General features: G+C 72.9%; 20 protein-coding genes. 6 read left to right on the forward strand and 14 right to left on the reverse strand.

The annotated features are described in order from the left end of the window. Positions 1-177: 177 nt before the first annotated feature. From ACFQS1_RS04350 to gltB, 3 genes are all read right to left on the reverse strand, one after another. Complete coding sequence (locus ACFQS1_RS04350; RefSeq protein ID WP_378964733.1) at positions 178-918, reverse strand: MBL fold metallo-hydrolase; 741 nt, start codon at positions 916-918, stop codon at positions 178-180. A 324-nt stretch (positions 919-1,242) separates the two neighbouring features. Further along, on the reverse strand, positions 1,243-2,715 hold the full coding sequence (locus tag ACFQS1_RS04355; protein WP_378964734.1) for a glutamate synthase subunit beta: 1,473 nt from the start codon (positions 2,713-2,715) through the stop codon (positions 1,243-1,245). Then, positions 2,708-7,252: a glutamate synthase large subunit gene (gene gltB / locus ACFQS1_RS04360; RefSeq protein ID WP_378964735.1), complete on the reverse strand. Its 4,545-nt coding sequence runs from the start codon at positions 7,250-7,252 to the stop codon at positions 2,708-2,710. Before gltB ends, ACFQS1_RS04355 begins: the two co-directional genes overlap by 8 nt. 287 nt (positions 7,253-7,539) lie before the next feature. Between gltB and ACFQS1_RS04365 the strand changes: the two genes are divergently transcribed. Further along, positions 7,540-8,445, forward strand: a complete 906-nt coding sequence (locus ACFQS1_RS04365; protein ID WP_378964736.1) for a GNAT family N-acetyltransferase — start codon at positions 7,540-7,542, stop codon at positions 8,443-8,445. A gap of 191 nt (positions 8,446-8,636) precedes the next feature. On the opposite strand, the gene ACFQS1_RS04370 is transcribed toward ACFQS1_RS04365, so the two are convergent. Genes ACFQS1_RS04370 through trpC form a run of 7 tightly spaced genes read right to left on the reverse strand, consistent with a single transcriptional unit; the run spans position 8,637 to position 16,726 of the window. Next, on the reverse strand, positions 8,637-10,454 hold the full coding sequence (locus tag ACFQS1_RS04370) for a glycoside hydrolase family 15 protein (protein WP_378964737.1): 1,818 nt from the start codon (positions 10,452-10,454) through the stop codon (positions 8,637-8,639). 34 nt (positions 10,455-10,488) lie between these two features. Beyond that, positions 10,489-11,466 (reverse strand): YhjD/YihY/BrkB family envelope integrity protein, encoded by a 978-nt coding sequence (locus ACFQS1_RS04375; RefSeq protein ID WP_378964738.1) that lies wholly within the window; start codon positions 11,464-11,466, stop codon positions 10,489-10,491. A gap of 31 nt (positions 11,467-11,497) precedes the next feature. Continuing rightward, complete coding sequence (locus ACFQS1_RS04380; RefSeq protein WP_378964739.1) at positions 11,498-12,697, reverse strand: FAD-dependent oxidoreductase; 1,200 nt, start codon at positions 12,695-12,697, stop codon at positions 11,498-11,500. Between the two features lie 9 nt (positions 12,698-12,706). Then, complete coding sequence (gene lgt, locus ACFQS1_RS04385) at positions 12,707-13,855, reverse strand: prolipoprotein diacylglyceryl transferase (RefSeq protein WP_378964740.1); 1,149 nt, start codon at positions 13,853-13,855, stop codon at positions 12,707-12,709. Between the two features lie 50 nt (positions 13,856-13,905). Next, positions 13,906-14,694 (reverse strand): tryptophan synthase subunit alpha, encoded by a 789-nt coding sequence (gene trpA / locus ACFQS1_RS04390; RefSeq protein WP_378964741.1) that lies wholly within the window; start codon positions 14,692-14,694, stop codon positions 13,906-13,908. Beyond that, a complete protein-coding gene (gene trpB / locus ACFQS1_RS04395) occupies positions 14,691-15,926 on the reverse strand; it encodes a tryptophan synthase subunit beta (protein WP_378964742.1) in 1,236 nt (411 codons plus the stop codon). The genes trpA and trpB overlap by 4 nt, the downstream gene beginning before the upstream one ends. Next, positions 15,923-16,726 (reverse strand): indole-3-glycerol phosphate synthase TrpC, encoded by an 804-nt coding sequence (trpC, locus tag ACFQS1_RS04400; RefSeq protein WP_378965019.1) that lies wholly within the window; start codon positions 16,724-16,726, stop codon positions 15,923-15,925. The genes trpB and trpC overlap by 4 nt, the downstream gene beginning before the upstream one ends. 341 nt (positions 16,727-17,067) lie before the next feature. Between trpC and ACFQS1_RS04405 the strand changes: the two genes are divergently transcribed. Next, positions 17,068-17,370: a hypothetical protein gene (locus ACFQS1_RS04405; protein WP_378964743.1), complete on the forward strand. Its 303-nt coding sequence runs from the start codon at positions 17,068-17,070 to the stop codon at positions 17,368-17,370. Between the two features lie 103 nt (positions 17,371-17,473). Here ACFQS1_RS04405 and ACFQS1_RS04410 read toward each other — a convergent pair whose 3' ends face one another. Genes ACFQS1_RS04410 through hisI form a run of 3 tightly spaced genes read right to left on the reverse strand, consistent with a single transcriptional unit; the run spans position 17,474 to position 20,036 of the window. Further along, on the reverse strand, positions 17,474-18,037 hold the full coding sequence (locus ACFQS1_RS04410; RefSeq protein WP_378964744.1) for a Trp biosynthesis-associated membrane protein: 564 nt from the start codon (positions 18,035-18,037) through the stop codon (positions 17,474-17,476). Beyond that, positions 18,034-19,566: an anthranilate synthase component I gene (locus ACFQS1_RS04415; RefSeq protein ID WP_378964745.1), complete on the reverse strand. Its 1,533-nt coding sequence runs from the start codon at positions 19,564-19,566 to the stop codon at positions 18,034-18,036. Before ACFQS1_RS04415 ends, ACFQS1_RS04410 begins: the two co-directional genes overlap by 4 nt. Then, positions 19,563-20,036, reverse strand: a complete 474-nt coding sequence (gene hisI / locus ACFQS1_RS04420) for a phosphoribosyl-AMP cyclohydrolase (protein ID WP_378965020.1) — start codon at positions 20,034-20,036, stop codon at positions 19,563-19,565. Before hisI ends, ACFQS1_RS04415 begins: the two co-directional genes overlap by 4 nt. A gap of 213 nt (positions 20,037-20,249) precedes the next feature. On the opposite strand from hisI, the gene ACFQS1_RS04425 reads away from it, so the two are divergent. From ACFQS1_RS04425 to ACFQS1_RS04440, 4 genes are all read left to right on the forward strand, one after another. After that, complete coding sequence (locus ACFQS1_RS04425; RefSeq protein WP_378964746.1) at positions 20,250-22,448, forward strand: hypothetical protein; 2,199 nt, start codon at positions 20,250-20,252, stop codon at positions 22,446-22,448. Positions 22,449-22,698: 250 nt separating this feature from the next. Continuing rightward, the gene (locus ACFQS1_RS04430) at positions 22,699-23,427 is read left to right on the forward strand and encodes an ABC transporter ATP-binding protein (RefSeq protein WP_378964747.1); all 729 of its coding nucleotides are present in this window, start codon (positions 22,699-22,701) and stop codon (positions 23,425-23,427) included. After that, the gene (locus ACFQS1_RS04435) at positions 23,424-24,161 is read left to right on the forward strand and encodes an ABC transporter permease (protein ID WP_378964748.1); all 738 of its coding nucleotides are present in this window, start codon (positions 23,424-23,426) and stop codon (positions 24,159-24,161) included. Before ACFQS1_RS04430 ends, ACFQS1_RS04435 begins: the two co-directional genes overlap by 4 nt. A 9-nt stretch (positions 24,162-24,170) precedes the next feature. Then, positions 24,171-24,833, forward strand: coding sequence for a TetR/AcrR family transcriptional regulator (locus ACFQS1_RS04440; RefSeq protein ID WP_378964749.1), 663 nt, complete (start codon positions 24,171-24,173; stop codon positions 24,831-24,833). Here ACFQS1_RS04440 and ACFQS1_RS04445 read toward each other — a convergent pair. Further along, a complete protein-coding gene (locus ACFQS1_RS04445; protein WP_378964750.1) occupies positions 24,769-25,494 on the reverse strand; it encodes a DUF2470 domain-containing protein in 726 nt (241 codons plus the stop codon). The genes ACFQS1_RS04440 and ACFQS1_RS04445 overlap by 65 nt on opposite strands. Between the last annotated feature and the right edge of the window lie 65 nt (positions 25,495-25,559).

Genomic DNA, 25,559 nt, shown 5'->3' on the forward strand with positions numbered 1-25,559 from the left:
CTTCGACGACCGCGCGGGACAGCTTAATCGGTTCGCTCACCGTGGGTGTCACGACAACCCCCTATCGGGTACGGGGCAGGCGCCGTCACCGACCGCAACGAGGCCGTGCCCGCCGTGCGGGCGCGAGCGACGTGCGTGCGAACGGCCGTGGACGCGTGTCTCGCGCGAGTGGGCGCTTCAGGACACGTCCCGCTCGAGCCCCGGAACGGCGACCGTGATGGGGCCGTCGTAGGCGGTCGCCGCGGCCGTCCGGTGGGTCTCGGGGTCGCTGCCGGGCCACAGGTGCGTGAGCCACAGCGCCTTCGCGGCGGCCCGGGTCGCGAGCTCGCCCGCGTCGATCGCGGTGCCAAGATTGCCCACCATACGCGCCGGCAGCTCGGTCGCGTGCGTGGCCTCGGCGATCAGCAGGTCGACGCCGCCGGCCAGCTCGGCGAAGGCCGGCTTGTCGCCGGCGTCCCCGGTGTAGGCGATGCTCGCTCCCCCGGCCGCGATCCGCACCCCCGCGTTCGGCAGGAAATGCGGCAACGCCACCGTGTCGACCGTGAACGGCCCGATCGCCAGCCGCCCCGGCATCGGCAGGTCGAGCACCTGGTAGGCGCCGGCCAGGGTGACCGGCCGGTCGAGTGCCAGCACCGCGTCCAGCGCCCCGCCCGGAGCGTGCAGCGGCAGCGGCTCCGGCACCCCGGTCATCGCCCGGGTGCGCAGCAGCGGATGCAGATCGGCGCAGTGGTCCGGATGCCCGTGCGTGACCAGCACCGCCCCCACGTCCCCGGCCGCGACGTGCCCGAGCAGCGCCTGGTACGTCGCGTACCCCGGGTCGATCAGCAGGGCGAAGCCGTCGTGCCGCAGCAGGTAACCGCTGCACCCGCGCTCCCGCTCCGGATACGCCCCCACGCCACCCAGCACCGTGATCCGCATGGATCCCACCGTAGCCCCAGCACCTCAACGCCCTGCCTCTTGCTCTGCTCACCGCAGGTACGCACACGCCCTTTGCTCTGCTCACCGCAGGTAAGCACGCGCCCTTTGCTCTGCTTCCCGCAGGTAAGCGCACGCCCTTTGCTCTGCCCACCGCAGGTAAGCACACGCTCCGTGAGTGCGCAGGCCCACCGGAGGGGGGCCGCTTACCACGAGTAAGCAGAGCAAAGGGCGCCTGACGGCGAGCGGCCGGGCCGCCAGGCGGGGGTCAGACGGCAGCCGGGCCGCCACGCGGAGGTCAGACGCCAGCCGGGCCGATGCGCGGGGTCAGACGGCGAGCGGCTGGGTCGACGCGCGGACCGGGGCCGGGAGCTCGCCCTTGGCGCCGAGGTAGTCGTGGATCGCAGCCGCCGCCGAGCGGCCCTCGGCGATCGCCCACACGATGAGCGAGGCGCCGCGGTGCATGTCGCCGGCGACGAAGACGCCCTCGGCCGCGGTCTGCCAGCTGTTGTCGGCGTCGAGCACGCCCCGCTGGTTGCGGTTGATGCCGAACTGCTCGAGCAGCGGCTGCTGCTCGGTGCCCTCGAAGCCGATGGCCAGCAGCACCAGATCGGCGCGCAGGTCGCGCTCCGAGCCGGGGGTGACGGTGACCGTGCGGTCGCCGCCGGCGCGCTCGACGACCACGTCGGCGATCCGGACCGCGGTGACGTTGCCCTGGTCGTCGCCGATGAACTCCTGCACGGCGACGCCGAAGACCCGGTCGCCGCCCTCCTCGTGGGCCGGGTAGTTGCGCAGGACGACCGGCCAGGTCGGCCACGGGTGCTGCTCGGCCGCCCGCACCTCGGGGGGCAGCGGGTACTGGTCGAGCTGGATGACGTTGGCCGCGCCCTGCCGGTGGGCGACGCCGAGGCAGTCGGCGCCGGTGTCGCCGCCGCCGATGATCACGACGTGCTTGCCGGCGGCGTCGATCGGGGTGCTGTACTGCAGGCCGGCCACGACGCGGTTGGCCGGGACCAGGTGCTCCATGGCCAGGCGCACGCCGTTGAGCTGCCGCCCGGGGGTGGACGGAGTGTCCCGGCCGGCCAGCGCGCCCGCGGCCAGCAGCACCGCGTCGAACCGCTCGCGCAGGTCGTCGGCGGTGACGTCGACGCCCACGTTCACGCCGGTCTCGAAGACGACGCCCTCGGCCGCCATCTGGGCGAGCCGGGCGTCCACCACATGCTTCTCGATCTTGAAGTCGGGGATGCCGTACCGGAGCAGGCCTCCGATGCGGTCGTCGCGCTCGAAGACCGTGACCGCGTGCCCGGCCCGCGCCAGCTGCTGGGCCGCCGCCAGGCCGGCCGGGCCGGAGCCGACCACGGCGACCTTGAAGCCGCTGGCGGCCGGGGCCGGCTGCGGCCGCACGTAGCCGAGGTCGAACGCGTGGTTGGCGATCTCGACCTCGACCTGCTTGATGGTCACCGGGTCGTCGGCGATGCCGAGCACGCAGGCGGCCTCGCACGGCGCCGGGCACAGCCGCCCGGTGAACTCCGGGAAGTTGTTGGTGGCGTGCAGCGCCTCGGCGGCCGCCTGCCACGCCCCGGTGCGCACCAGGTCGTTCCAGTCGGGGATGCGGTTGCCCAGCGGGCAGCCCTCGTGACAGAACGGGACGCCGCAGTCCATGCAGCGGGTCGCCTGGTCGCGGATGAGGTCCTCGCCGGCCGGCGGGTAGACCTCCCGCCAGTCGCGGATGCGCACCGGCACCGGGCGGCGCTTGGGCAGCTGCCGCTCGTACCGGAGAAAGCCGTGGGGGTCAGGCATTCTTGGCTCCCATAACCGCCTCGTCGACGTTGCGACCGGCGGCTTCGGCGGTCCTGATCAGTTCCATCACGCGCTTGTAGTCGCGCGGCACCACGGCGGTGAACCGCTCGACCGCGGCCGGCCAGTCCGCGAGCAGCTTGTCGGCGACCGCCGAGCCGGTCTCGGCCAGGTGCTTGCCGATCAGGCCGCGCAGCACGCCCTGCTCGTCCTCGGTGAGCGGGGCGAGGTCGACCAGCTCCGGGTTGACCCGGGTGGGCACCAGGTCGAGCACGAACGCCTGACCGCCGCTCATGCCGGCCGCGAAGTTGCGCCCGGTCGGGCCGAGCACCACCACGGTGCCGCCGGTCATGTACTCGCAGCCGTGGTCGCCGACGCCCTCGACGACGGCCACGCCGCCCGAGTTGCGCACCGCGAACCGCTCGCCGGCCCGTCCCCGCAGCAGCAGCTCACCGGAGGTCGCCCCGTACAGGATGGTGTTGCCGGCGATGATGTTGTCCTCGGCGACGAACGGCGCCCGCTCGTCGGGCCGCACCACGATCCGGCCGCCGGACAGGCCCTTGGCGACGTAGTCGTTGGTGTCGCCGAACAGCCGCAGCGTCACGCCGCGCGGCAGGAAAGCGCCGAACGACTGCCCGCCGGTGCCGCGCAGGGTGAAGGAGATCGTGTCGTCGGGCAGGCCGGCGCCGCCGAAGCGGCGGGTCACCTCGCCGCCCAGCATCGCGCCGACGCTGCGCTGGTCGTTGCGGACCGGCAGCTCCTCATTGACCTTGTCGCCGCCGTCGAGCGCCGGGCGGGCCAGCTCGATGAGCTGGTTGTCGAGCGCCTTGTCGAGGCCGTGGTCCTGGGCCACGACGCCGCGGCGGGCCGCGCCCTCGGGCAGGTCGGGCACGAACAGCACCGGCGACAGGTCGAGGCCGTGCGCCTTCCAGTGGTCGACGGCGGGCCGGATGTCGAGGACCTCGGCGTGGCCGATCGCCTCGTCGATGCTGCGGAACCCGAGCTCGGCCAGGTACTCCCGGACCTCCTCGGCGAGGAACAGGAAGAAGTTCTCGACGAACTCGGGCTTGCCGGTGAAGCGCTCGCGCAGCACCGGGTTCTGCGTCGCGATGCCGACCGGACACGTGTCGAGGTGGCAGACGCGCATCATGATGCAGCCCGACACGATCAGCGGCGCGGTCGCGAAGCCGAACTCCTCGGCGCCCAGCAGCGCCGCGACCACGACGTCCCGGCCGGTCTTGAGCTGGCCGTCGACCTGCACGGTGACCCGGTCGCGCAGCTTGTTGAGCAGCAGCGTCTGCTGGGCCTCGGCCAGGCCCAGCTCCCACGGGGAGCCGGCGTGCTTGAGCGAGTTCAGCGGGGACGCGCCGGTGCCGCCGTCGTGACCGGAAATCAAGATCACGTCGGCCTTGAGCTTGGCCACGCCCGCGGCGACGGTGCCGACGCCGATCTCGGAGACCAGCTTCACGTGTACGCGGGACGCCGGGTTGACCATCTTGAGGTCGTGGACCAGCTGGGCCAGGTCCTCGATGGAGTAGATGTCGTGGTGCGGCGGCGGCGAGATCAGCCCGACCCCCGGGGTGGCGTGCCGGGTCTTGGCGATCCACGGCCACACCTTGTTGCCGGGCAGCTGGCCGCCCTCGCCGGGTTTCGCGCCCTGCGCCATCTTGATCTGCAGGTCGTCCGCGTTGACCAGGTATTCGCTGGTCACGCCGAAGCGGCCGGACGCGATCTGCTTGACCGCGGAGCGCCGGTCCGGGTCGTAGAGACGCTCGACGTCCTCGCCGCCCTCGCCGGTGTTGGACTTGCCGCCCAGCCGGTTCATCGCGATCGCCAGGGTCTCGTGCGCCTCCGCCGAGATCGAGCCGTAGCTCATCGCGCCAGTCGCGAACCGCTTGACGATCTCGCTCGCCGGCTCCACCTCGTCGATCGAGATCGGGGTTCGATCCGATTTGAACTCGAACAGACCACGCAGCGATCCGGCCTCGGCGGCGAGCGCGTCGACCTTCGAGGTGTATTTGCGGAAGACGTCGTACTGGCGCGACCTGGTCGCGTGCTGGAGCAGGAACACCGTCTCGGGGTTGAACAGGTGCACCTCGCCCTCGCGGCGCCACTGGTACTCGCCGCCGACCTCGAGCCGGCGGTGGGTGCGCTCGGCCGGGTTCGCCGGGTACGCCTTCTCGTGGCGCGCCTTCACCTCGGCGTGGATCTCGGCCAGGCCCGCGCCGCCGATCCGGCCGCTGGTGCCCGCGAAGTACCGCTGCAGCAGCTTGTTGTCCAGGCCGACGGCCTCGAACACCTGGGCGCCGCAGTACGACGTGACGGTCGAGATGCCCATCTTCGACATGATCTTCAGGACGCCCTTGCCGAGCGCCTTGACGTAGTTGCGGACCGCGGTGCGAGGGTCGAGCCCGGCGAGCGGGCCGGTGGCGATCAGGTCGTCGACCGTCTCGAAGGCCAGGTACGGGTTGACCGCGGCGGCGCCGTACCCGATCAGCACGGCCGCGTGGTGCACCTCGCGGCAGTCGCCCGACTCGACGACCAGCGCCACCTGGGTGCGGGTCTGCTCGCGCACCAGGTGCTGGTGCACCGCCGCGGTGAGCAGCAGCGATGGGATCGGCGCGAGGTCGGCGGTGGCGTCGCGGTCGGAGAGGACCAGGATGCGTACGCCGTCCTCGATCGCCTCCGACACGTGCCGGCAGATCTGGGTGAGCCGGGCCTTGATGCCCTTCGCCCCGTCGCGCAACGGATACAGGCCGCTGACCCGCACCGCCTTGAAGCCGGGCAGGTCGCCGTCGTCGTCGATGGACAGCAGCTTCGCCAGCTCGTCGTTGTCGATGATCGGGTACGGCAGCACGATCTGCCGGCAGGACGCCGGGCCCGGGTCGAGCAGGTTGGCCTCGGGACCGATGGTGGTCGCCAGGCTGGTGACCAGCTCCTCCCGGATCGCGTCCAGCGGCGGGTTGGTGACCTGCGCGAACAACTGGTGGAAGTAGTCGAACAGCAGCCGCGGGCGGGTCGACAGCGGCGAGATCGGCGTGTCGGTGCCCATCGAGCCCAGCGGCTCGGCGCCGGTCCGCGCCATCGGCGCCACCAGGATCTTGAGCTCCTCCTCGGTGTAGCCGAACACCTGCTGCCGGCGGGTCACCGAGTCGTGCGTGTAGATGACGTGCTCGCGGGCCGGCAGGTCGGCCAGGTTGATCAGGCCGGCGTGCAGCCACTCGTCGTACGGCTCGGCCGCGGCCAGCCCGGCCTTGATCTCGTCGTCGTGCACGATCCGGCCCGCGGCCGTGTCGACCAGGAACATCTTGCCCGGCTGCAGGCGGCCCTTGGCCACCACCGCGGCCGGGTCGAGGTCGAGCACGCCGGCCTCCGAGCCCAGCACCACCAGGCCGTCGGCGGTGTGCCACCAGCGGCCCGGGCGCAGGCCGTTGCGGTCGAGGACCGCGCCGATCTGGGTGCCGTCGGTGAACGCCACCGCGGCCGGCCCGTCCCACGGCTCCATCAGCGAGGCGTGGAAGCGGTAGAACGCGCGGCGCTTGGCCTCCATCCCCGGGTCGTTCTCCCACGCCTCGGGGATCATCATCAGCATCGCGTGCGGCAGCGTGCGGCCGGCCAGGTGCAGCAGCTCGAGCACCTCGTCGAAGCTGGCCGAGTCGGACGCCTCCGGCGTGTTGATCGGGAACAGCCGCTTGATGTTGCCGGGCAGCACGTTCGACCGCAGCAGCGCCTCGCGGGCGGCCATCCAGTTCTTGTTGCCGCGGATGGTGTTGATCTCACCGTTGTGGGCGATGAACCGGTACGGGTGGGCGAGCGGCCACGACGGGAACGTGTTGGTCGAGAACCGGGAGTGCACCAGGGCGATCGCGCTGACCACCCGCTCGTCGGTCAGGTCGGGGAAGAACCGCGGCAGCTGGTCGGGCGTCAGCATGCCCTTGTACGTGATCGTCCGGCTGGACAGCGACGGGAAGTACGCGCCGACGCCGCGCTGCGAGGACTCCCGCTCCGCCTGCTTGCGGATGGTGAACACGACCCGGTCGAGCTCGATGCCGCTCAGCGGCTCGTCCTTGGGGCCCAGCGGCGTGTCGGTCAGCCGGTGTGCCGCGAGGAACACCTGCTTGATCACCGGGCGGGCCTCCTCGGCCGTCGCGCCCAGGCCGTCCGGCCGCACCGGCACGTCCCGCCAGCCGAGCACCTCGCCGCCCTCGACCAGCGCGTACTTCTCGAACACCTTGATCGCGCGGGCCGCGTCCGCGGCGTCGTTGGAGAGGAAGACCAGCCCGGTCGCGTAGAAGCCGGCCTCGGGCAGGTCGAAACCGGCGACCGCGCGGTAGAACGCGTCCGGGACCTGGATGAGGATGCCGGCGCCGTCGCCGGTGTTCTGCTCGGCGCCGCGGGCGCCCCGGTGGTCGAGGCGGATCAGCGCCGACAGGCCCTTGGCCACCACGTCGTGGGAGCGGCGGCCGTGCAGGTCGGCCACGAAGGCCACACCGCAGGCGTCCCGCTCCTGCGCGGGGTCGTACAGTCCACGGTTCGGCATGCTGTTTTCCGCCGCGGGACGGATCGGCCCGCGGCTGTCTGCCTTGCTTTCCGCCGCCGACTGAATCGGTCCCTGGGGGTGCGGATATGCCACCGGGCCTCCTGTCGTCACTGGTGTTTCGTATCAAGGTCGGGACGACGTCGGCCCTGCAAAGTCTCTAGAGTCTACGTGACGGGGCACCGATCTCCGCCAGTTCGGATGGATCACACTTGGATCGGGACGAACCGGCACGTACGGGAAGCAATTGTCGAGAGGCGCGGCGCTGCGCCATTCGGTAGTCTCGCGCGGTGGCGCAACCGAATTCCGACGTCTTCGTCAGGCTCGAGCGTTTCTATGACGCCCTCCCCCGACCCTACGCACGGGTCGAGGACTTCGGAGGGCTCGTGCTCTTCGTTCGCGAGGGCGAGGGGTGGCCCTATTACGCCCGGCCCCGGATAGGGGCGGGAACGCCGTCCGCCGCCGATATTACCGAGGCTCGCCGCCGGCAGCGCGAACTGGGCATCCCCGAGTCTTTCGAGTGGGTCCACGAGACCACTCCCGACCTGCTCGCCGTGGCGCGCTCGGCCGGGCTCGAGGTGCTGCTCGCCCCGCTCATGGTGCTCGAACCGGCCGCGCTCGTGCCCGACCTGCCGGTCCCCGGCGCGACCATCAGCATCCTCGACCCGGCGTTGCCGTCCTACGCCACCGATCTGGCCGCGTCGCGCGCCGTCGCCCAGCTCGCCTTCGGCAGCCCGCCCGCGGCCAGCCCGCTCGAAGGGGTCGCCGCGGCCGCCGCCGAAGCCCCGCAGGCCGAGTCCGCGCTGGTCACCGAGGAGGCCGGCGCCAAGGAGCGGGACGCGGCGACCGAGACGCTCAGCGAGGCGCTGGTCGCCGGATTCCGCGAGCGCGCGGCCGCTGGGGGTTACGTCACAGCCGTCGTGACATCGCCCACCGACGGCATCGTCGCCACCGGCGCGCTGATGCGCGACCACGACACCGCCGAGATCGCCGGCGTGGCGACGCTGCCCGCCGCGCGCGGCCGCGGCTACGCGTCCCAGCTCACCGCGACGCTGGCCCGCCACGCCCTCGACGCCGGCGCTTCGCTGATCTTCCTCTCGGCCGGCGACGACGACGTGGCCCGGCTCTACGCCCGCGTCGGCTTCCGCCGCATCGGCACCGCCTGCATCGCCGAGCCGGCCGCGGCCGGCCTCTGATCCGCCGCCCCGCCGACCGCCCACCGCCAGCCCGCCGACCGCCAGCCCGCCGGCCGACCGCCAGCCCGCCGGCCGCCGGCTGCCTGGGGACAACGCCGCGAAACTGTCACACCGGCCTGCTTGAATGGCCCCACCCAGACCGGGTGGGGGCGGTCCGTGGCGCGCGCGGCCAAATCGTCCGATATGGAGTTTTAGAGGGTTTCGTCGAGGACCAGGGCGGCGTTGATCAGGGCCAGGTGGGTGAAGGCCTGGGGGAAGTTGCCGAGCTGTTCGCCGGTGAGGGCGATCTCCTCGGAATAGAGGCCCAGGTGGTTGGCGTAGGTGAGCATCTTCGCGAACGTCATCCGGGCCTCGACGAGACGACCCGACCGGGCCAGCGCCTCGGCGTAGTTGAAGGTGCACAGCGAGAAGGTGCCCTCGCTGCCGCGGAGGCCGTCGGGGGAGGCCTCGGGGTCATAGCGATAGACCAAGCTGTCGGTGACCAGTTCGGTGGTCATGGCGTCGAGCGTGGAGAGCCACATCGGGTCGGTGGGCACCAGGAAACCGGTGCTGCACATGCGCAGCAGCGAGGAGTCCAGGACGTCGGTGGCGTAATGCTGGCGGAACGCCTGGCGGTTCGGGCTCCAGCCGCGGTCCATGATCTGCTCGTAGACGGCGTCGCGCTCGCGGATCCACTTCGCGAGCGGCGCGGGCCGGCCGTGCTCGCCGGCCAGGCGGATGCCGCGGTCCAGCGCCACCCAGCTCATCAGGCGGCCGTAGGTGAAGTCCTGCCGGCCGCCACGGGTCTCCCAGATGCCCTCCTCGGGCTGGTCCCAGTTCTCGCAGAGCCAGGAGAGCAGGTCTGCGATCTTGCGCCAGCCGGCGTGGCCGGCGGAGATGCCGAGCTGGTCGGCGGTGTAGAGGCTGTCCATCGCCTCGCCGTAGATGTCGAGCTGAAGCTGACCGGCGGCGCCGTTGCCGACGCGGACCGGCGCCGAGCCGCGGTAGCCCTCCCAGTGGTCCAGGGACTCCTCGACCAGGTCGCTCGCGCCGTCGACCCGGTACATGATCTGCAACGGGCCCCCGTCCTTGACGTCGGACTGCTCGTCGACCCGGTCGGCCAGCCAGCGGCCCAGGTCGGCGGCTTCGTCGGTGAAGCCCAGGCCGAGCAGGGCGTAGACCGAGAACGAGGCGTCGCGCACCCAGGTGTAACGGTAGTCCCAGTTGCGCTCGCCGCCGATCTGCTCGGGCAGGGCCGCGGTGGGCGCCGCGACCAGTCCGCCGGACGGCGCGTAGGTCATCAGCTTGAGGGTGATGGCGGACCGCTCCACGGCCTCGCGCCAGCGGCCTTGATAGGTGGACTGGTCCAGCCAGGTGGCCCAGTACCGGGCGGTGTCGTCGAGCAGGCGGCGGGCCTCGGCCACCCGCACCTCGCGGATCGGGCCGCTCGTGCCCGTCTCGAGGATCAGGCCGCGCAGGTCGCCGGCGTGCAGGGTGAGCTCGACGTGGATGTCGCCGCCGTCGTCCAGCCAGGTCCGGGCCAGGCGCCGGTCGTCGGGCTCGCGGACGATATGGACCGTCATCGCCTCGACGGGAGTCTCGAAGACGGCGCCGTTCTCGGTCAGGTGGGTCTCGTGCGGCCGGCGGCCGTAGTCGAACCGGGGGGCGAGATCCGCATGGAACGTGATCGTGCCGCGGACGCACCGAACCAGACGGACCAGGCGGTGGACATCGGTGCGGGTTTTTCCGGCTATCGGCATGAAATCGATGACCTCGCCGACGCCGGCGTCGGTCATGAACCTCGTGATGAGGATGGCGGTGTCCGGGACGTAAAGCTGCTTCCCCCGGGAACTGCCGGGATTTATTCGGAAATAGCCGCCGGAGTCGGCGTCCAGGAGCGCACCGAAAATGCTCGGTGAGTCGAAGCGGGGCGCACAGAACCAGTCGATCGAACCGTCGGTGGCGACCAACGCGGCCGTCTGCAGGTCGCCGATCAGACCGTGCTCGGCGATGGGTGGGTAGTCAGCCATGCTTCGAGCGTTCGGCCGATCCAGCACCGGCGCATCATGCGTCGCGGATGAGGCGCGACTCGACCACCTGGCCGGGGATCCGCTCCTGCTCGCGGGCCAGCAGGGCCAGCGCCCGCTCGTCGGCCTCGGTCGGATCGGACGTGTCGAGCGCGCGCGGCCAGAGACGGGCGCGGCGGACGGCAGCGGTCTCGGCCACCGCGACCAGCGCCTGGCTGACCAGGTAGAGCAGGGTGAACAGGCCGGCCACGGTGGCGAACGCGCCGTAGACCGGGCCCGCGTTGCGCACCAGCGCGGTCAGCAGGGGCCCGCCCACGTGCAACACCACGGCCAGGAGCAGCGCGCCGGAGGCGGCGGGACGCCAGAGCGCGGACAGCTGTGCGGGGCACACCAGGAGGATGCGAACACCGAACAGCAGAACCGCGAACGCCGACAGGGCGGTGCCGAGGGCGGCCAGCAGGCGATCCGGCGCGCCGACGCCGGGAATGGCCGCGCCCGCCACCGCCAGGCCGCCGCCCGCCACCACCCCGGCCAGCAGCACCACAACCACACCGAGGACCCGCGAATAGGCGCCGACCGGGTTGGGGAGATCCCGCATGCGGACGCCGGCGACGTGGTTGAGGGTGCGGTAGGCCGCGTAGACCACGCCGGTCGCCGACCAGATCAGGCCGATCGCACCGATCACGAACGCGACCGGGGAGGTGGGCAGGGCCGCCGCGGCGTCGTCCACGGTGGCCTGCAGGGCGGGCGGGACAATCGCGGTGATCAGCTCGCGCCGCAGCTCGGGGTTGGTGGCGAGCAGCCGGGAGACGACCGCGACGCCGAGCAGCAGCAGCGGGAACAGGCTGAGGAAGCCGTAGTAGGTGATCAGCGCGGCGTGCCGGGGGCCGTCGTCGTCGAGGTACTTGCAGAGCACCGCGTACGGGAAGCCGGCCACGCCGTGCCGTCGCTGAAACCGGTCGAGGCGGGCCAGCACACCATTCATGGTCCGGTCGCGCACGCGAGGCGCTGTCATCCGGGCCGGATGAACCTCGGCTCCGGTGGGCTCAGCACTCCGGTGGCGTCCAGTCGGTGGGGCCGTGGGCGTGGCCGCCGAGGATGCGCGGGCGCATGTGGTTGAGGGCGGCGTCGCGGGCGCGCAGGGCCAGGCGGCCGCGGGCCTGCACGACGGCGGACATGCGGCGGGTCTGCCGGACGACGCTGGTGGTGCGGGGGCGGCGCAGCCGGCTGTACGCCTCGATGGCCGCGATCAGCTGCTCGCCGGGTGCGACGTCGGCCACCAGCGGGCGCAGCGTGGCGGCGTCCTCGAAGGCCAGGCACGCGCCCTGGCCGAGGTGGTGCGGCATGGCGTGGGCGGCGTCGCCGAGCAGGACCACGCCGCCGGGTCCGGAGCGGAAACCGTACGCCCGAGGCAGCGGCCGCAGCTCGCGCACCTCCTGCGGCACCAGGTCGCCGGGGTCGGTGGCCTCGAGCAGCTCGCGCACCGGCGGATGCCAGCCGGCGAACCAGCGGCGCAGCAGGGCGAGCTGGGTGGCGGGCGGCTCGGGCCGCGGCGCGCCGGCGGCGGTGGCCACCCAGTAGATGCCGCCCCGGCCGGCGGCGCGGTCGCCGAGCGGAATCGAGACGAAGCGGTAGCCGGCCCCGAGCGTCTCGCCGCCGGCCTTCTGCTCGTCGGTCAGCCGGGGCGCCCGGTAGGCCGGGATGACCGCCTGCCAGGCCGCGAAGCCGGAGCCGACCGCGACCGACTCGGGCGCCAGCGCGCGCCGGACCGGGCTGTCGATGCCGTCGGCCGCCACCACCAGGTCGGCCTCGAGCTGGGTGCGGCCGTCGCCGACGGACGGGCGCCGGCCGGGGCCGACGCGCACCGAGGTCACGTCGAAGCCGGTGCGGATCTCCACGCGGTCGCCGAGGCCGGCGACCAGCGCGTCATAAAGATCTTCCAGGTGTACGACCGCGGGCGCCGGGCCCGCGCCGGAGCTGAGCCGGGCTCGCGGCTCGACCAGCCACTGGCCGTCGGGGCGGCGCACCCCGCCGTCGGGCAGCGCGGCGGCGATCGCCGACCAGCCGCCGTCCGGGTCGAGCGCCTCCAGCGCGCGGCGCCCGTTGGACCAGAGCACCAGCGCGGTGGGCGGCGCCGCGACCCGCTCGCCGCGCTCGAGCAGGGTGACCTGCCAGCCGGACCGGGACAGGGCGCCGGCGGTGGCCAGGCCGGCCATCCCCGCGCCCACCACCACGGCCGTGCGCACGGTCGCGGGTCAGTTCTCGTCGGCGGGGCGCTTGTCCACTTCGGCGTCGCCGCCGGTGGCGCCGTCGGGCCCGTTGGTCGCGGCCGCCCCGGTGGCCAGGACCGCCTCGGTGCTGCCCGCGGGCCCGGCCGGGTCCGGCTCGACCGGGTGCCCGCCGGCGGCCCGCTCCAGCGCGATGTCCTCGGGCGTCTCGGGCGGCAGCACGCCGGTCCGCCGGTACGCCTCGAAGCGGGCCTCGCTGACGACCTGGTAGCTCTTCGGCGCGCGGTGCGGGCCCTCGGCCTGCTCGGCCCGCTCCTCCTCCGAGGTGGGCGCGTCGTCCGGCACCACGTACGCCCGGGGGCCGCGCACCAGCACGAAGTAGGCCACCGCCGCCAGGAACACGATGATCGCCACGAAGACGTTGAGCCGGATGCCGAGAATGTGGTTGGCCTCGTCGATGCGCAGCATCTCGATCCAGAAGCGACCCGCCGTGTACGCCGCCACGTAGAGCGCGAACGCCCGGCCGCGGCCGAACTTGTACTTGCGGTCGAGCAGCCAGACCAGCACCGCCACGCCGATGTCCCACAGCGCCTCGTACAGGAACGTCGGCTGGTAGAGCCCGGCCTTGGTCACCGGCTCGCCGTCGATGGTCAGCGCGTGGCCCGGGTTGTTCTGGTCCATGTCGTGCACGCGCAGGCCCCACGGCAGGGTGGTGGCCTGGCCGTACAGCTCGTTGTTGAACCAGTTGCCGAACCGGCCGATCGCCTGGGCGACCGGCAGCCCCGGCGCCAGCGACTCGGCGAAGACGCTCAGCGGCAGGCCGAGCTGGCGGGCGGCGATCCACGCGCCGAGCGCGCCGCCGGCCACCGCGCCCCAGATGCCGAGGCCGCCCTTCCAGATGTAGAGCGCGTCGATCGGGTGCCCGCCGGCGCCGAAGTAGTCCTGCGGCGACGTGATCAGGTGATATATGCGGGCGCCGACGATGCCGAACGGCACCGCCCACACCGCCATGTCCAGCGAGGCCCAGTGGGCCACACCGCGGGCACGCAGCCGATACTCCATGATCAGGACGGCGGCGACGATGCCCAGGACGATGCAGAGCGCGTACGCCCGGATCGGCAGGCCCAGCACGTGCCAGACGGACGTCGTCGGGCTCGGAATCGCGGCAAGTATCACGGGTGCACACGCTACCGTCGCGACGCTCGCGGCGGACGACCAGGGCACGCCTACTTTTCGCGCACTCCTTCGGCCAGCTCCGCGCTGAGCGCACGCAGCCGGGACAGGCCGGTGGCGCGGTCCGGAGCGTCGAGAACACACCGGATCAGGGCGCTGCCCACGATCACCCCGTCGGCGAACGCGGCGACCTCGGCGGCCTGTTTGCCGTTGCCGACGCCGAGGCCCACCCCGACCGGCAGGTCGCGGTCGGCCTGCCGCACGCGGGCGACCAGGTCGGGCGCCTGCTGCGAGACCGCGGTGCGGGCGCCGGTGACGCCCATCAGCGCGGTGGCGTAGACGAAGCCGCGGCAGTTCGCCACCGTCATCGCGATCCGCTCGTCGGTCGAGGACGGCGAGACGAGGAACGTGCGGTCGATGTGGTGCTCGTCGGACGCGGCGATCCACTCCTGCGCCTCGTCGGGGATCAGGTCGGGCGTGATCATCCCGGTGGCGCCGGCCGACGCGAGGTCGCGGGCGAACGCGTTGACGCCGTACTTCTCGATCGGGTTCCAGTAGGTCATCAGGACGACCGGTACGCCCTTGGCGGTCACCGCCTCGATGATGCGCAGGGCGTCGCGGGTGCGGACGCCGGCCGCCAGGGCGATGTCGCTCGCCTTCTGGATCACCGGGCCGTCCATCACCGGATCGGAATAGGGCAGCTCGACCTCGATGACGTCGCAGCCGGCCTCGTGCATGGCGATCATCGAGGCGATGCTGTCCTCGACCGTCGGGAAGCCGGCCGGCATGCAGCCGATCAGAAGAGCCCGATCCTCTTTACGGAAAATCTCCGTAATGCTCACTCTTGCTCTCCCGGAACCAGCGTCTCGGTCTCGTCGAGGATGCCGAAGTAGGCGCCCGCGGTGTGCACGTCCTTGTCGCCGCGACCCGAGAGGTTGACGAGGATGACCGGCCGCCGGCCGATCTCTTCCGACAACGCCGGGATGATGCGGATCGCACCGGCCAGCGCGTGCGCGCTCTCGATCGCCGGGATGATCCCCTCGGTGCGGCAGAGCAGCTGGAACGCTTCCATCGCCTCGGCATCGGTCACCGGCTCGTACTCCGCACGGCCGGTGTCGTGCAGCCAGGCGTGCTCGGGCCCGACGCCGGGGTAGTCGAGACCGGCCGAGATCGAGTGCGACTCGACCGTCTGGCCGTCCTCGTCCTGCAGGACGTAGGTGCGGGCGCCGTGCAGCACCCCCGACGAGCCGCCGGTGATCGACGCGGCGTGCCGCCCGGTCTCGACGCCCTCGCCGCCGGCCTCGAAGCCGTACAGCCGCACGTCCTCGTCGGGCACGAAAGCGTGAAAGATGCCGATCGCGTTGGAGCCGCCGCCCACGCAGGCCGCCACCGCGTCGGGCAGGCGGCCGAGCTGCTCGAGGGACTGGGCCCGGGCCTCGACGCCGATCCCGCCCACGAAGTCGCGGACGATCTCGGGGAACGGGTGCGGCCCGGCCGCCGTGCCGAGCAGGTAGTGCGTGGAGTCCACGCTGGCCACCCAGTCGCGCAGGGCCTCGTTGAGGGCGTCCTTGAGAGTGCGCGAGCCGTTGGTCACCGGCACCACGGTGGCGCCGAGCATGCGCATCCGGGCGACGTTCAGCGCCTGGCGCTCGGTGTCCATCTCGCCCATGTAGACCACGCACTCGAGGTCGAGCAGGGCCGCGGCGGTCGCGCTGGCCACGCCGTGCTGGCCGGCGCCGGTCTCGGCGATCACCCGGGGCTTGCCCATCCGCTTGGCCAGCAGGGCCTGGCCGAGCACGTTGCGCACCTTGTGGGCGCCGGTGTGGTTCAGATCCTCGCGCTTGAGCAGGATGTCGGCGCCGACCCGCGCACTCAGCCGCTCCGCGCGGTAGAGCAGGGATGGCACTCCGGCGTAATTCTTGAGGAGATTTCCGAATTCCGCCTGAAATATCGGATCAGTCTTGGCTGTCCGATATGCGGCGTCCAGCTCGTCCAGCGCGCGGACGAGCGCCTCCGGAACGAAGCGGCCGCCGTAGCGCCCAAAATGCCCGGAAATGTCTGGCAAAACGGTCATCGCACCGGCCTTGGAGTGGCGGGATGATTACCCGCGTTGACCAGCTCGGCCACCGCGTCCCGGGGGGACTTCTGCGTCACGAGACCCTCTCCCACCAGCACGGCGTCGGCGCCGGCCGAGGCGTACCGAATCAGGTCGTGCGGCCCGCGCACCCCCGATTCCGCGATTTTCACGACGTTGTTCGGCAGGCCCGGCGCGATCCGCTCGAACACCGACCGGTCCACCTCGAGCGTGCGCAGGTCCCGGGCGTTCACCCCGATCACCTTCGCGTTCGCCTCCAGCGCCCGATCGGCCTCTTCCTCGTTGTGCACCTCGACCAGCGCGGTCATGCCCAGCGACTCGATCCGCTCCAGGAGGCCCATCAGAACGTTCTGCTCGAGCGCGGCCACGATCAGCAGCACCAGGTCGGCGCCGTGCGCGCGGGCCTCGTGCACCTGATAGGCCGAGACCACGAAGTCCTTGCGCAGCACCGGGATCTGCACCGACGCGCGCACCGCCGCCAGGTCGTCCAGCGAACCACCGAACCACCGGCCCTCGGTGAGCACGCTGATGCAGCGGGCGCCACCCGCCGCGTACTCGCCCGCGAGGTCGGCCGGGTCGGGGATGTCGGCGAGCGCGCCCCGGGACGGCGACGAGCGCTTCACCTCGGCGATCACCGCCACGCCGGGCTTGCGCAACGCCGCGTACGCGTCGATCGCCGGTGGCGCCGCCGCCGCTGCCTCCCGAACCTGCTCCAGCGGCACCCGCTCCTGCCGGGCCGCCACGTCCTCGCGCACTCCGGCGAGAATCTCCTCCAGCACGTTCTGCGGTCCGCCAGTGCCCGCTTCCGCCTGCTGATCGGATGTCACGAAATGACTCCCCTCTCCGGGTGTCCTCCGCCCGATGCTAGGAGGTGGCGGTCCCCGGCAAGCCCCCGGGGTATGGCGCGCCTCACGAGGTGGGCTGCGGCATAATGCCGCCTGCCATGCATGGTGTCACGACATCCTGTCAGTTCAGTCACAGGCATCGCACGGGCCTGCGCTGCGCCACCTCATCTGATCGGTGGATGCTCCGGCGCGTTGACGGCATCGTCATGTCCGGGAAATACGGCCCCGCCATGCTGGATCCGGGGCACACTTGCTTCCGGGAATTACCAGTGAGAGTGATCGACGTGGAGTTGACCGTGACCGACAGCAGGCCCGTTCCGGCCCCGCCGGCCGGCATCGCAGCCGTCTCCCGAGCCGTCGTCTCCGTTGCCGCCGATCTGGTCACCAACGTGCAGCGCGCGGTGGTGGGCCCGGCTAACGTCCGCACGGCCCGCGACAACGCTTTCGACGCCATGCTGGCCGACCGCGCCCGCAACCAGGCCCGCGCCGACCTCTCCCGCGAGGTGGCCGCGCTGGTCGCGGCCCGTCCCGTGCGTTCCCGCAAGATCGCAAAAACCCCGCATATCGTACGAGGCTGACGGCCCCCGCAGCGCCGGCACAGTGCGGTCGTCGCCCCGATCCGGTCGGCCGGCGCCTCCAGGACGTCCCAGGCCGCGCGGTGGCCCGCCTCGGACGGCTCGCTCAGTCGGCGGTGGGGTCGTCGCCCCGGTCCAGGGCGTCCCAGGCCGCGCGGTGGTCGGCAGTCGCGTCCGGAGTGGCGGGCTGGACGGCCGTCCCGGCGACGCGTGCGGGCGGAGCCGGCTTGCGCTCGTACCGCGCCGACATGCGGGGCCACTGGTGGCCGCGGCGGGCGGCGGTGAGCCCGCCGGCGACGACGAGCAGGCCACCCAGCGCGCAGAGAATCGGCCAGGCGGTGGCGCCGGCGCCGGCCGAGCCCGGGTCCAGGCCCGCGCGGCCGGCGATCGCGCCGATCACCACACCGAGGCCGGCCGCGGCCAGCAGCGCGCCGACCGCGCGCCGGGCCCAGCCGGAGGTGGCCAGCAGGGCGCCGGTGCCGGCCAGCGCCACCAGGGCCAGGCCGGTCACCCAGGGCTCGAGGTCGGTGCCGGTCCGGGCCTCGCGCAGGTCGGTCATGCCGGGGCGCGGGCTCAGGTGGACCGACCAGGTGCGGGTGATCGCGTACAGGGAGAGCGCGGCGCCGGCCAGGCAGGCGACCAGGGTCAGGAAATAGGAGCGGCGGGTCATCGGGCCGCGCGCAGGGTTTCCGCCGAGGCGATGGCGGCCAGGACGGCGGCGGCCTTGTTGCGGGTCTCCGTCTCCTCGGCGGCCGGGTCGGAGTCGGCGACGATGCCGGCGCCCGCGCCCACGTACGCGGTGCCGTCCTTGAGCAGGGCGGTGCGGATGGCGATCGCCATGTCCATGTCGCCGGCGAAGCCGAAGTAGCCGACCGTGCCGCCGTAGAGGCCGCGGCGGGTCGGTTCGAGCGACTCGATGATCTCCATGGCCCGGACCTTGGGCGCGCCGGAGAGCGTGCCGGCGGGGAAGGTCGCGGCCAGCGCGTCGAAGGCGGATCGGTCGTCACGCAGCTCGCCGGTGACGGTCGAGACGATGTGCATGACGTGGCTGTACCGCTCGATGCGGGCGAACTCGGGCACCTCGACGGTGCCGGGCTTGCAGACCCGGCCCAGGTCGTTGCGGCCCAGGTCGACCAGCATCACGTGCTCGGAGCGCTCCTTCGGATCAGCCAGCAGCTCGGCGGCGAGCGCGTTGTCCTGCTCGGGAGTGGCGCCGCGCCAGCGGGTGCCGGCGATCGGGTGGAGCAGCGCCCGGCGGACGCCGGCCTCGTCCGCGCTGACCTTGAGGTGGGCCTCCGGCGAAGAGCCGACGATGTCGAAGTCATCGAAGCGCAACAGATACATGTACGGGCTGGGATTGGTCGCCCGGAGCACGCGGTAGACGTCGAGCGGGTCGGCGTCGGTGGGCCGCTCGAAACGCTGGGCCACGACGATCTGGAAGCACTCGCCGGCGCGGATGGCCTCCTTCGCCTCCTCGACCGCCTTTTGATATTCCCCGGGCGCGGTGCGGCTCACCGGCTCGCCGGCGGGCCGCCGCTCCACAGTGGAGATCATCGGCGGGGTCGGGCGGGAGAGCGCCGTGGTCATCGCGTCGAGCCGGCCGATCGCGTGATGGTAGGCGGCGCGGCGGGCGGTCTCGTCGGCGTCGTCGGCGAGCACGGCGTTGGCGACCAGGATGGCCGAGCCGTCGTAGTGGTCGAGGACCACCAGGTCGGTCGCGAGCATCATGCCCACCTCGGGCAGGCGCAGGTCGTCGGTGGCGGTGGCGGGCAGGCGCTCGAAGCGGCGGACCAGGTCGTAGCTCAGATAGCCCACCATGCCGCCGGTCAGCGGGGGCAGGTCGTCGTCGGCGAGGCCCTCGGCCAGGGCGGCCACCGTCTCACGCAGGGCGGTCACCGGGTCGCCGCCACGCGGGACGCCGGCCGGCGGGGCGCCGAGCCAGACCGCCTCGCCGTCGCGCTCGACCAGGGTGGCGGCGCTGCGGACGCCGATGAACGAGTATCGCGACCAGGCCGCGCCGGACGGGCCGGCGCCCTGCTCGGCCGACTCGAGCAGAAACGTGCCGGGGCCGCCGGCGAGCTTGGTGTAGACCCCGACCGGCGTCTCGCCGTCGGCGAGCAGGCGGCGGATCACCGGCACCACCCGGCGGCGCTGCCGCAGGAAGGTCGCCTCGTCGGGCCGGACCATGCCGCTGGTCATTCGCCTTCTCCCGGGACAGCGCCGGCACCGGCGGCCGGTGCTCCGGACGGCGTGGACGACCCGGGCGGCACCGGAAGCTCAGTCGCGACCGGAAGCTCGGTGAAGAAGCAGTCGTGCGCGCCGGTGTGACAGGCGGCGCCGATCTGCTCGACCGTCACCAGCAGGGCGTCGCCGTCGCAGTCGAGGGCCACGGCCTTCACGTACTGGTGGTGGCCGGAGGTCTCGCCCTTCACCCAATACTCCTTGCGGCTGCGCGACCAATAGGTGGCCCGGCCGGTGGTGAGCGTGCGATGCAGCGCCTCGTCGTTCATCCACGCCAGCATGAGCACGTCGCCGGTGCCGTGCTCGCGCACGATCGCCGCGACGAGGCCGTCGGGGGTGCGCTTGAGCCGGGCCGCGATCGCCGGATCCAGGTCGGTCTTGACTGCCACGCTCCGATTCTCCACCCCCGCTTCACAACGCCCGGACAGCCCCCGCGACGCGGCCCACGATCCGGGCACGGGGGATGTGCCCGGCGGCCCGGGACGGTACCGTCGTCGTGCGCCGCGCCCGGTCGAGGGCGTGGACGCCCGCCCGCCGGATGAGGGTCCACCCAGCTCACGGGCCGCGGGTCGGGCTGCGCGACGTCCCCGAGCACGTCGACGTCGTGAACTTCTCAGCCTCGCGACGGGAGCACACAACCGATGGATCCGACGTCCAGCCCCGACAACACCCGGCCACCGCGCGGCCTCTCGCGTTTCTGGCCGGTCCATCGGGACGGCGAGGACCCGGCCGCCGAGGCGGAACGGGGTGAGCTTCCCGTCGCCCTTCCGGGTGAAACGGAGATGGTCGCGCTCGGTTCGCGGCGCGGCTCGGACCAGGCCGCCGGCGGTGTCTTCCCGCTCGACGGCCCGCTCGACGGCCCGGTCGGCGGCCCGGCCGGCGGCTCGGTCGAGGCCGGGCCGATCCCGCCGGGAGGCGTGGTGCACGGGACTCCGGTGCCGGCCTTCCCCGGTACGCCGCTGACGGCAGCGCCCTTCGCGTCGGCGGCCCGCGGACCGGCCGGCGGACCCGGCGGCGGACCGGACGGAACGCAGCCGAATGGACCGGTGCCCAAAGCGTCGGCGGCCCATGGGCCGGCCGGCGGCCCCGAGGGATCGCCGTCGAACGGACCGGTGCCCGGCGGGCCGGGTGGCGCGGGCGGCCTCGGCGGCGGCGCAGGCGGCCGCGGCGGTAGCGCGGGCGGCCTCGGCGGTGGCACGGGCGGCCTCGGCGGTGGCACGGGCGGCCTCGGCGGTGGCACGGGCGGCCCCGGCGGTGGCGGCCCCGGCGGTGGCGGCCCCGGCGGTGGCGGCCCCGGCAGTGGCGTGGGCGGCCTCGGCGGTGGCGCATTTGATGGGCTCGGCAGTGGGCCGGGCGGCGGTCACCGGGAGGGTGCGGAGGGCGATCCAGATCACTCCGGCGCGTCGGAGACCGGCGAAGGTGCAGCTCAGGCCGTAGAGTCCTCGCGAGCCAACGGGTGGGACCGGGACACCGGTTCGTTCGGCGGGTTCGGGCTCGGCGGCCGCAACGGGCGCTTTCTGCTCGGCGGGCGCACCGTCGGCGGCGAGTCGCGGCCCGGCCTCAACGGGCACGGCGGCCCCGACCTGAACGGGCGGGTGAGCAGGCCGGGCCCGGAGCCGTCTACTGTGGATGGCCCGGCGGCGGGCGGGCCGCCGGACCGAAGCGACGAGAACGGGCGTGATGACATGAACGGACGGGCCGGCGTTCCCGGTTTCACCGCACCCGGCGATGTCCCGGCCGAGGACGGTCCCGCGGACCGGACGGGCGACACCGAGCCGCGCCGCCAGGCGACCGGCTGGGCGTCGGTGCCGACCTCGACCAACCCGATCGTCACGCCGACGTCGGGCGCCCCGATCTCGGGCACCCCGCTCTCCGGCACCCCGGGCACGGGCAACCCGCTCTCCGGCATGCCGACCACGGGGGCACCGACCTCCGGCACATCAGCGTCCGGCGCGCCGACCTCGGGGGCGCCGACCTCCGGTGGGTCGGCGTCGCCGGGGTTCGGCCCGGGCGCGTATGGGCAGCCGCCGTCCTATGTGCCGGCGCTGCCCGACCCGGCCGCCGGTCCGGTCTCGGGAGTGCCGGCGCCTCGCGCCGCCGCCTCGGCGCCCACCGACTCCCCGGCCGAGCGAGCCAATCCGGCCGAGCGAACCAACCCGGCCGAGCGAACCAACCCGGCCGAGCGAACCAACCCGGCCGAGCGAACCAACCCGGCCGAGCGAACCAACCCGGCCGAGCGAACCAACCCGGCCGAGCGAACCAACCCCGCTGAGCGAGCCAACCCGGGCGCGCGGGTCGAGAATGACCTTCGGCCGCTGGTGACGCCGCCAGGCGAGCCGATCGAGACCGTTCCGGTGACGTCGGCGTTGCCGCTGCGCGCCGGTGACGAGGAGCGCCGGCCATGGGAGGACGAGGGCACGCCGCGCCCGCCGGCGCCGCGCCGCTCGGCCAGCCTCGAGGACGCCGCGCCGGCCCGCCGGGGTCGCCGCGCCGCGCCGGAGCCGGACGCGGAGGACGAGAGGGACGAGGGGGGCGACGAGCAGCCGCTGCGGCCGGGCGACGTCGCCGCCGGGCACATCGCGTTCTGGGACGACGACGCGACCCGGCACTTCCGGGCGGCCTGGCACGAGGTGAAGGCCGAGTTCGTGGACGATCCGGTGGGGGCGCTCACCCGGGCGCACGACCTGCTCACCGACGCGGTCAACGAGCTCACCGAGGCGCTGCTGGCCGAGCGGGACGAGCTCGACCCGCTGCGTGGCACCGCGACCCCGGACACCGAGAGCATGCGCATGGCGATGCGGGGCTACCGCGAGTTCCTCGACCGGATCCTCGCCCTGTGATCCCCGCCCGGTAATCCCCGATCACGCCGACAAAGGCCGCGCCGTCATCGATGGCGCGGCCTTCTGCTTTGAGGGTGGGTCCGCAGGCCAGCCCGCCGCTGTGAGCGTGCGTCCGCAGGTCAGCCCGGCGGCCGGGGACGGCCTCGGCCACCCACCCGGCCCGTCCCGCGGACGGGGGACTTGTCAGATGCCGTACAGATAAGGATTTTGACTTGCCTTGAAATTCATCATGCGTTGAACTCATCAGGTGATGAAATCTCAGAGTGCGATCGAGATCGAAGATCTCGTGGTGGAGCGGGGACGGCGGCGCGTGCTGCACGGGATCGCGTGCGCGATTCCGGCGGGGAGCGTGACCGGGTTGCTCGGGCCGAGCGGCAGTGGCAAGACGACGCTGATCCGGGCGATCGTCGGGGTGCAGATCGTCAAGTCGGGCACGGTGACGGTGCTCGGGATGCCGGCCGGGAGCGCCGAGCTGCGCCGGCGCGTGGGATACGTGACGCAGGCGCCGAGCGTGTACGCGGATCTCTCGGTGCGGGAGAACGCGCGGTATTTCGCCTCGCTGTACGGGCTGGGCGCGCGCGAGGCCGACCAGGCGATCAAGGATGTCGGGCTGTCGGATGCCGCGCGGCAGCTGGTCGGCAACCTGTCTGGCGGGCAGCGGAGCCGGGCGTCGCTGGCGTGCGCGATGATCGGGACGCCGGACGTGCTGGTGCTGGACGAGCCGACGGTCGGGCAGGATCCGGTGCTGCGCGCCGACCTGTGGGGCAAGTTCCACGCGCTCGCCGGCCAGGGCACGACGCTGCTGGTCTCTAGCCACGTGATGGACGAGGCGCGGCGCTGCGACCGGCTGCTGTTGATCCGCGAGGGCGAGATCATCGCGGACGACACCCCGGCCGCGGTCCGCGCGGCGGCGGGGACGGACGACCTGGAAGAGGCGTTCCTCCGACTGATTCGCCAGAGGCAGGAGGTCGCGGCATGAGCGTGGCCATCACGTTCTCGACGTCGGGCCGGGTGGCGCGGCAGCTGCGGCACGACCGGCGGACGGTGGCGCTGCTCGTCGTGGTGCCGGCGCTGCTGCTGGCGCTGCTCTATTTCATGTACGAGGACTCGGCGGCGACCTTCGACCGGATCGCCCTGATCATGCTGGGCATCTTCCCCTTCGTGATCATGTTCCTGGTCACCAGCATCGCGATGCTGCGGGAACGCACCAGCGGCACCCTCGAACGGCTGCTCACCACACCGCTCGGCAAGGTGGATCTGCTGTTCGGTTACGGCATCGCGTTCTCGGTGGCCGCGGCCGTGCAGGGCGCGGTGGCGACCGGCGTGACCTACTGGCTGCTCGGGCTCGACACCATGGGCAGCCCGGCCCTGGTCGTGCTGATCGCCGTGGTCAACGCGGTGCTCGGGGTGGCGCTCGGCCTGCTGTGCAGCGCCTTCGCCCGCACCGAGTTCCAGGCCGTACAGTTCCTACCGGTGGTGGTCGTGCCGCAGATCCTGCTCTGCGGGCTGTTCGTGCCGCGCGAGCAGATGGCCGGCTGGCTGCAGGCGATCGCCGACGTGCTGCCGCTGACGTACGCGGTCGACGCGCTGATCGAGGTCGGCAGGTCGGCCGAGCCCACGTCGACGATGTGGCGCGATCTGATCATCGTGGCCGGCGCGGCGGTGGTCGCGCTGGTCCTGGCCGCCGCGACGCTGCGGCGGCGCACACCCTAGGAGCGTCTGTTGGTGAAGCGGAGCGGGCGGCGACCCGGCAATCAGGACACCAAAGCGTCCATCCTGGAGGCCGCCCGCAGAGCCTTTGCCGAGAAGGGGTTCGACCAGTCCTCGATCCGGGCGATCGCGGGCGACGCCGGGGTCGATCCGGCGCTCGTGCACCACTACTTCGGCACCAAGGAAAAGCTCTTCCTGGCCGCCATGAACGCGCCGATCAACCCGGGCGAGCTGATCCCGCAGGCGCTGTCGGGGCCGCGCGAGCAGGCCGGCGAGCGGCTCGTCCGGATGGCGCTGACCGTGTGGGACTCGCCGGCCGGAAGCGCGGCGGTCGCGATGTTCCGGTCGGCGATGAGCAACGAGTGGACGGCCCGGCTGCTGCGCGAGTTCGTGGTCACCCAGATCCTCCGCCGGGCGGTCGCGTCGCTGGTCCTCGACCCCGCGGAGGCGCCGCTGCGGACGTCGCTGGTGGCGACCCAGATCGCCGGCATGATGATCGGCCGTTACGTGCTGCGGATCGAGCCGATGGCGAGCGCCGACCGGGAGGTCCTGGTGGCCGCGATCGCGCCGAACGTGCAGCGCTTCCTCGACGACCCGATGCCCGAGGTGTTCAGCTCGTACAACGGTGGCAGAGCACCGGGTGCAGCAGGTGCGCCAGATCCTGCCGGTCGGTGACCGGGCGCGGGAAGGCGAGCCGGGCCAGCTTGTCGTCGAGGCGGACCAGGAAGCCGTACCGGTCCATCCGGACGACCCGCGGCTCGCTCGCGGGCTGGACGGCCGGGCCGAGCTGGCGGCGCACGTAGGCGCTCATCTCGGCGAGGTGGTGCTCGGCCAGGTCGGCGATCAGGTCGAACTCGATCTGGCGCAGCGGGTCGGGGGTGGCGGCCGCGAAGTCGTCGGGGTCGATTTCCACGAGCTTGTCGTTGCGCTCGTAGCGGACCTCGGCCACGTCCAGCCGGTGCAGCACCTTGGACTCGCCCACGTCGAGCAGGTCGCCGGAGGCGTCGATCTCGGCGTAGTCGAGCGCGGCCCGCCGGGCCTCGTCGCCGTCGAGGCGGGTGACCCAGCCGGAGACCCAGACCCGGCCGAGCGCGGGTGAGCCGGCGACCGGCGGCACATCGGTGATGTCGAGCACCATCGCCGTGTCGCCGGTGCCGGGCTGCGACCGGAGCCCGGCCGCGACGGCGCCGCCGGCGGGAGAAAGCAGCAGCACCCGGCCCTGGGCGTCGATCACGTGGCGGACCGGGAGCGGGCCGGGTCGGCAGGCGATGTGTGCCACCGCGGGGAGGTGACCGGCGGCCAGCGTGCGCGCGACCTCGGCATGGGTGGGCTGCATGGGAAGTACCTCCGCGGGCCAGTTAGGCTTACCTTAGTAAGGGCAGGCTAACCTATAAATCGGCC

The organism is Paractinoplanes rhizophilus (genome assembly GCF_042664765.1).
Classification (GTDB): Bacteria; Actinomycetota; Actinomycetes; order Mycobacteriales; family Micromonosporaceae; genus Actinoplanes; species Actinoplanes rhizophilus.

Bases quoted from the DNA above. Each gene is read 5' to 3' on its own strand.
- ACFQS1_RS04370 (WP_378964737.1), bottom strand. From the start codon at position 10,454: ATGGCTGACTACCCACCCATCGCCGAGCACGGTCTGATCGGCGACCTG.
- ACFQS1_RS04425 (WP_378964746.1), top strand. From the start codon at position 20,250: ATGGATCCGACGTCCAGCCCCGACAACACCCGGCCACCGCGCGGCCTC.
- ACFQS1_RS04445 (WP_378964750.1), bottom strand. From the start codon at position 25,494: ATGCAGCCCACCCATGCCGAGGTCGCGCGCACGCTGGCCGCCGGTCAC.
- trpB (WP_378964742.1), bottom strand. From the start codon at position 15,926: ATGACCGTTTTGCCAGACATTTCCGGGCATTTTGGGCGCTACGGCGGC.
- ACFQS1_RS04375 (WP_378964738.1), bottom strand. From the start codon at position 11,466: ATGACAGCGCCTCGCGTGCGCGACCGGACCATGAATGGTGTGCTGGCC.
- ACFQS1_RS04350 (WP_378964733.1), bottom strand. From the start codon at position 918: ATGCGGATCACGGTGCTGGGTGGCGTGGGGGCGTATCCGGAGCGGGAG.
- gltB (WP_378964735.1), bottom strand. From the start codon at position 7,252: ATGCCGAACCGTGGACTGTACGACCCCGCGCAGGAGCGGGACGCCTGC.
- ACFQS1_RS04435 (WP_378964748.1), top strand. From the start codon at position 23,424: ATGAGCGTGGCCATCACGTTCTCGACGTCGGGCCGGGTGGCGCGGCAG.
- ACFQS1_RS04355 (WP_378964734.1), bottom strand. From the start codon at position 2,715: ATGCCTGACCCCCACGGCTTTCTCCGGTACGAGCGGCAGCTGCCCAAG.
- ACFQS1_RS04410 (WP_378964744.1), bottom strand. From the start codon at position 18,037: ATGACCCGCCGCTCCTATTTCCTGACCCTGGTCGCCTGCCTGGCCGGC.
- ACFQS1_RS04415 (WP_378964745.1), bottom strand. From the start codon at position 19,566: ATGACCAGCGGCATGGTCCGGCCCGACGAGGCGACCTTCCTGCGGCAG.
- ACFQS1_RS04430 (WP_378964747.1), top strand. From the start codon at position 22,699: ATGAAATCTCAGAGTGCGATCGAGATCGAAGATCTCGTGGTGGAGCGG.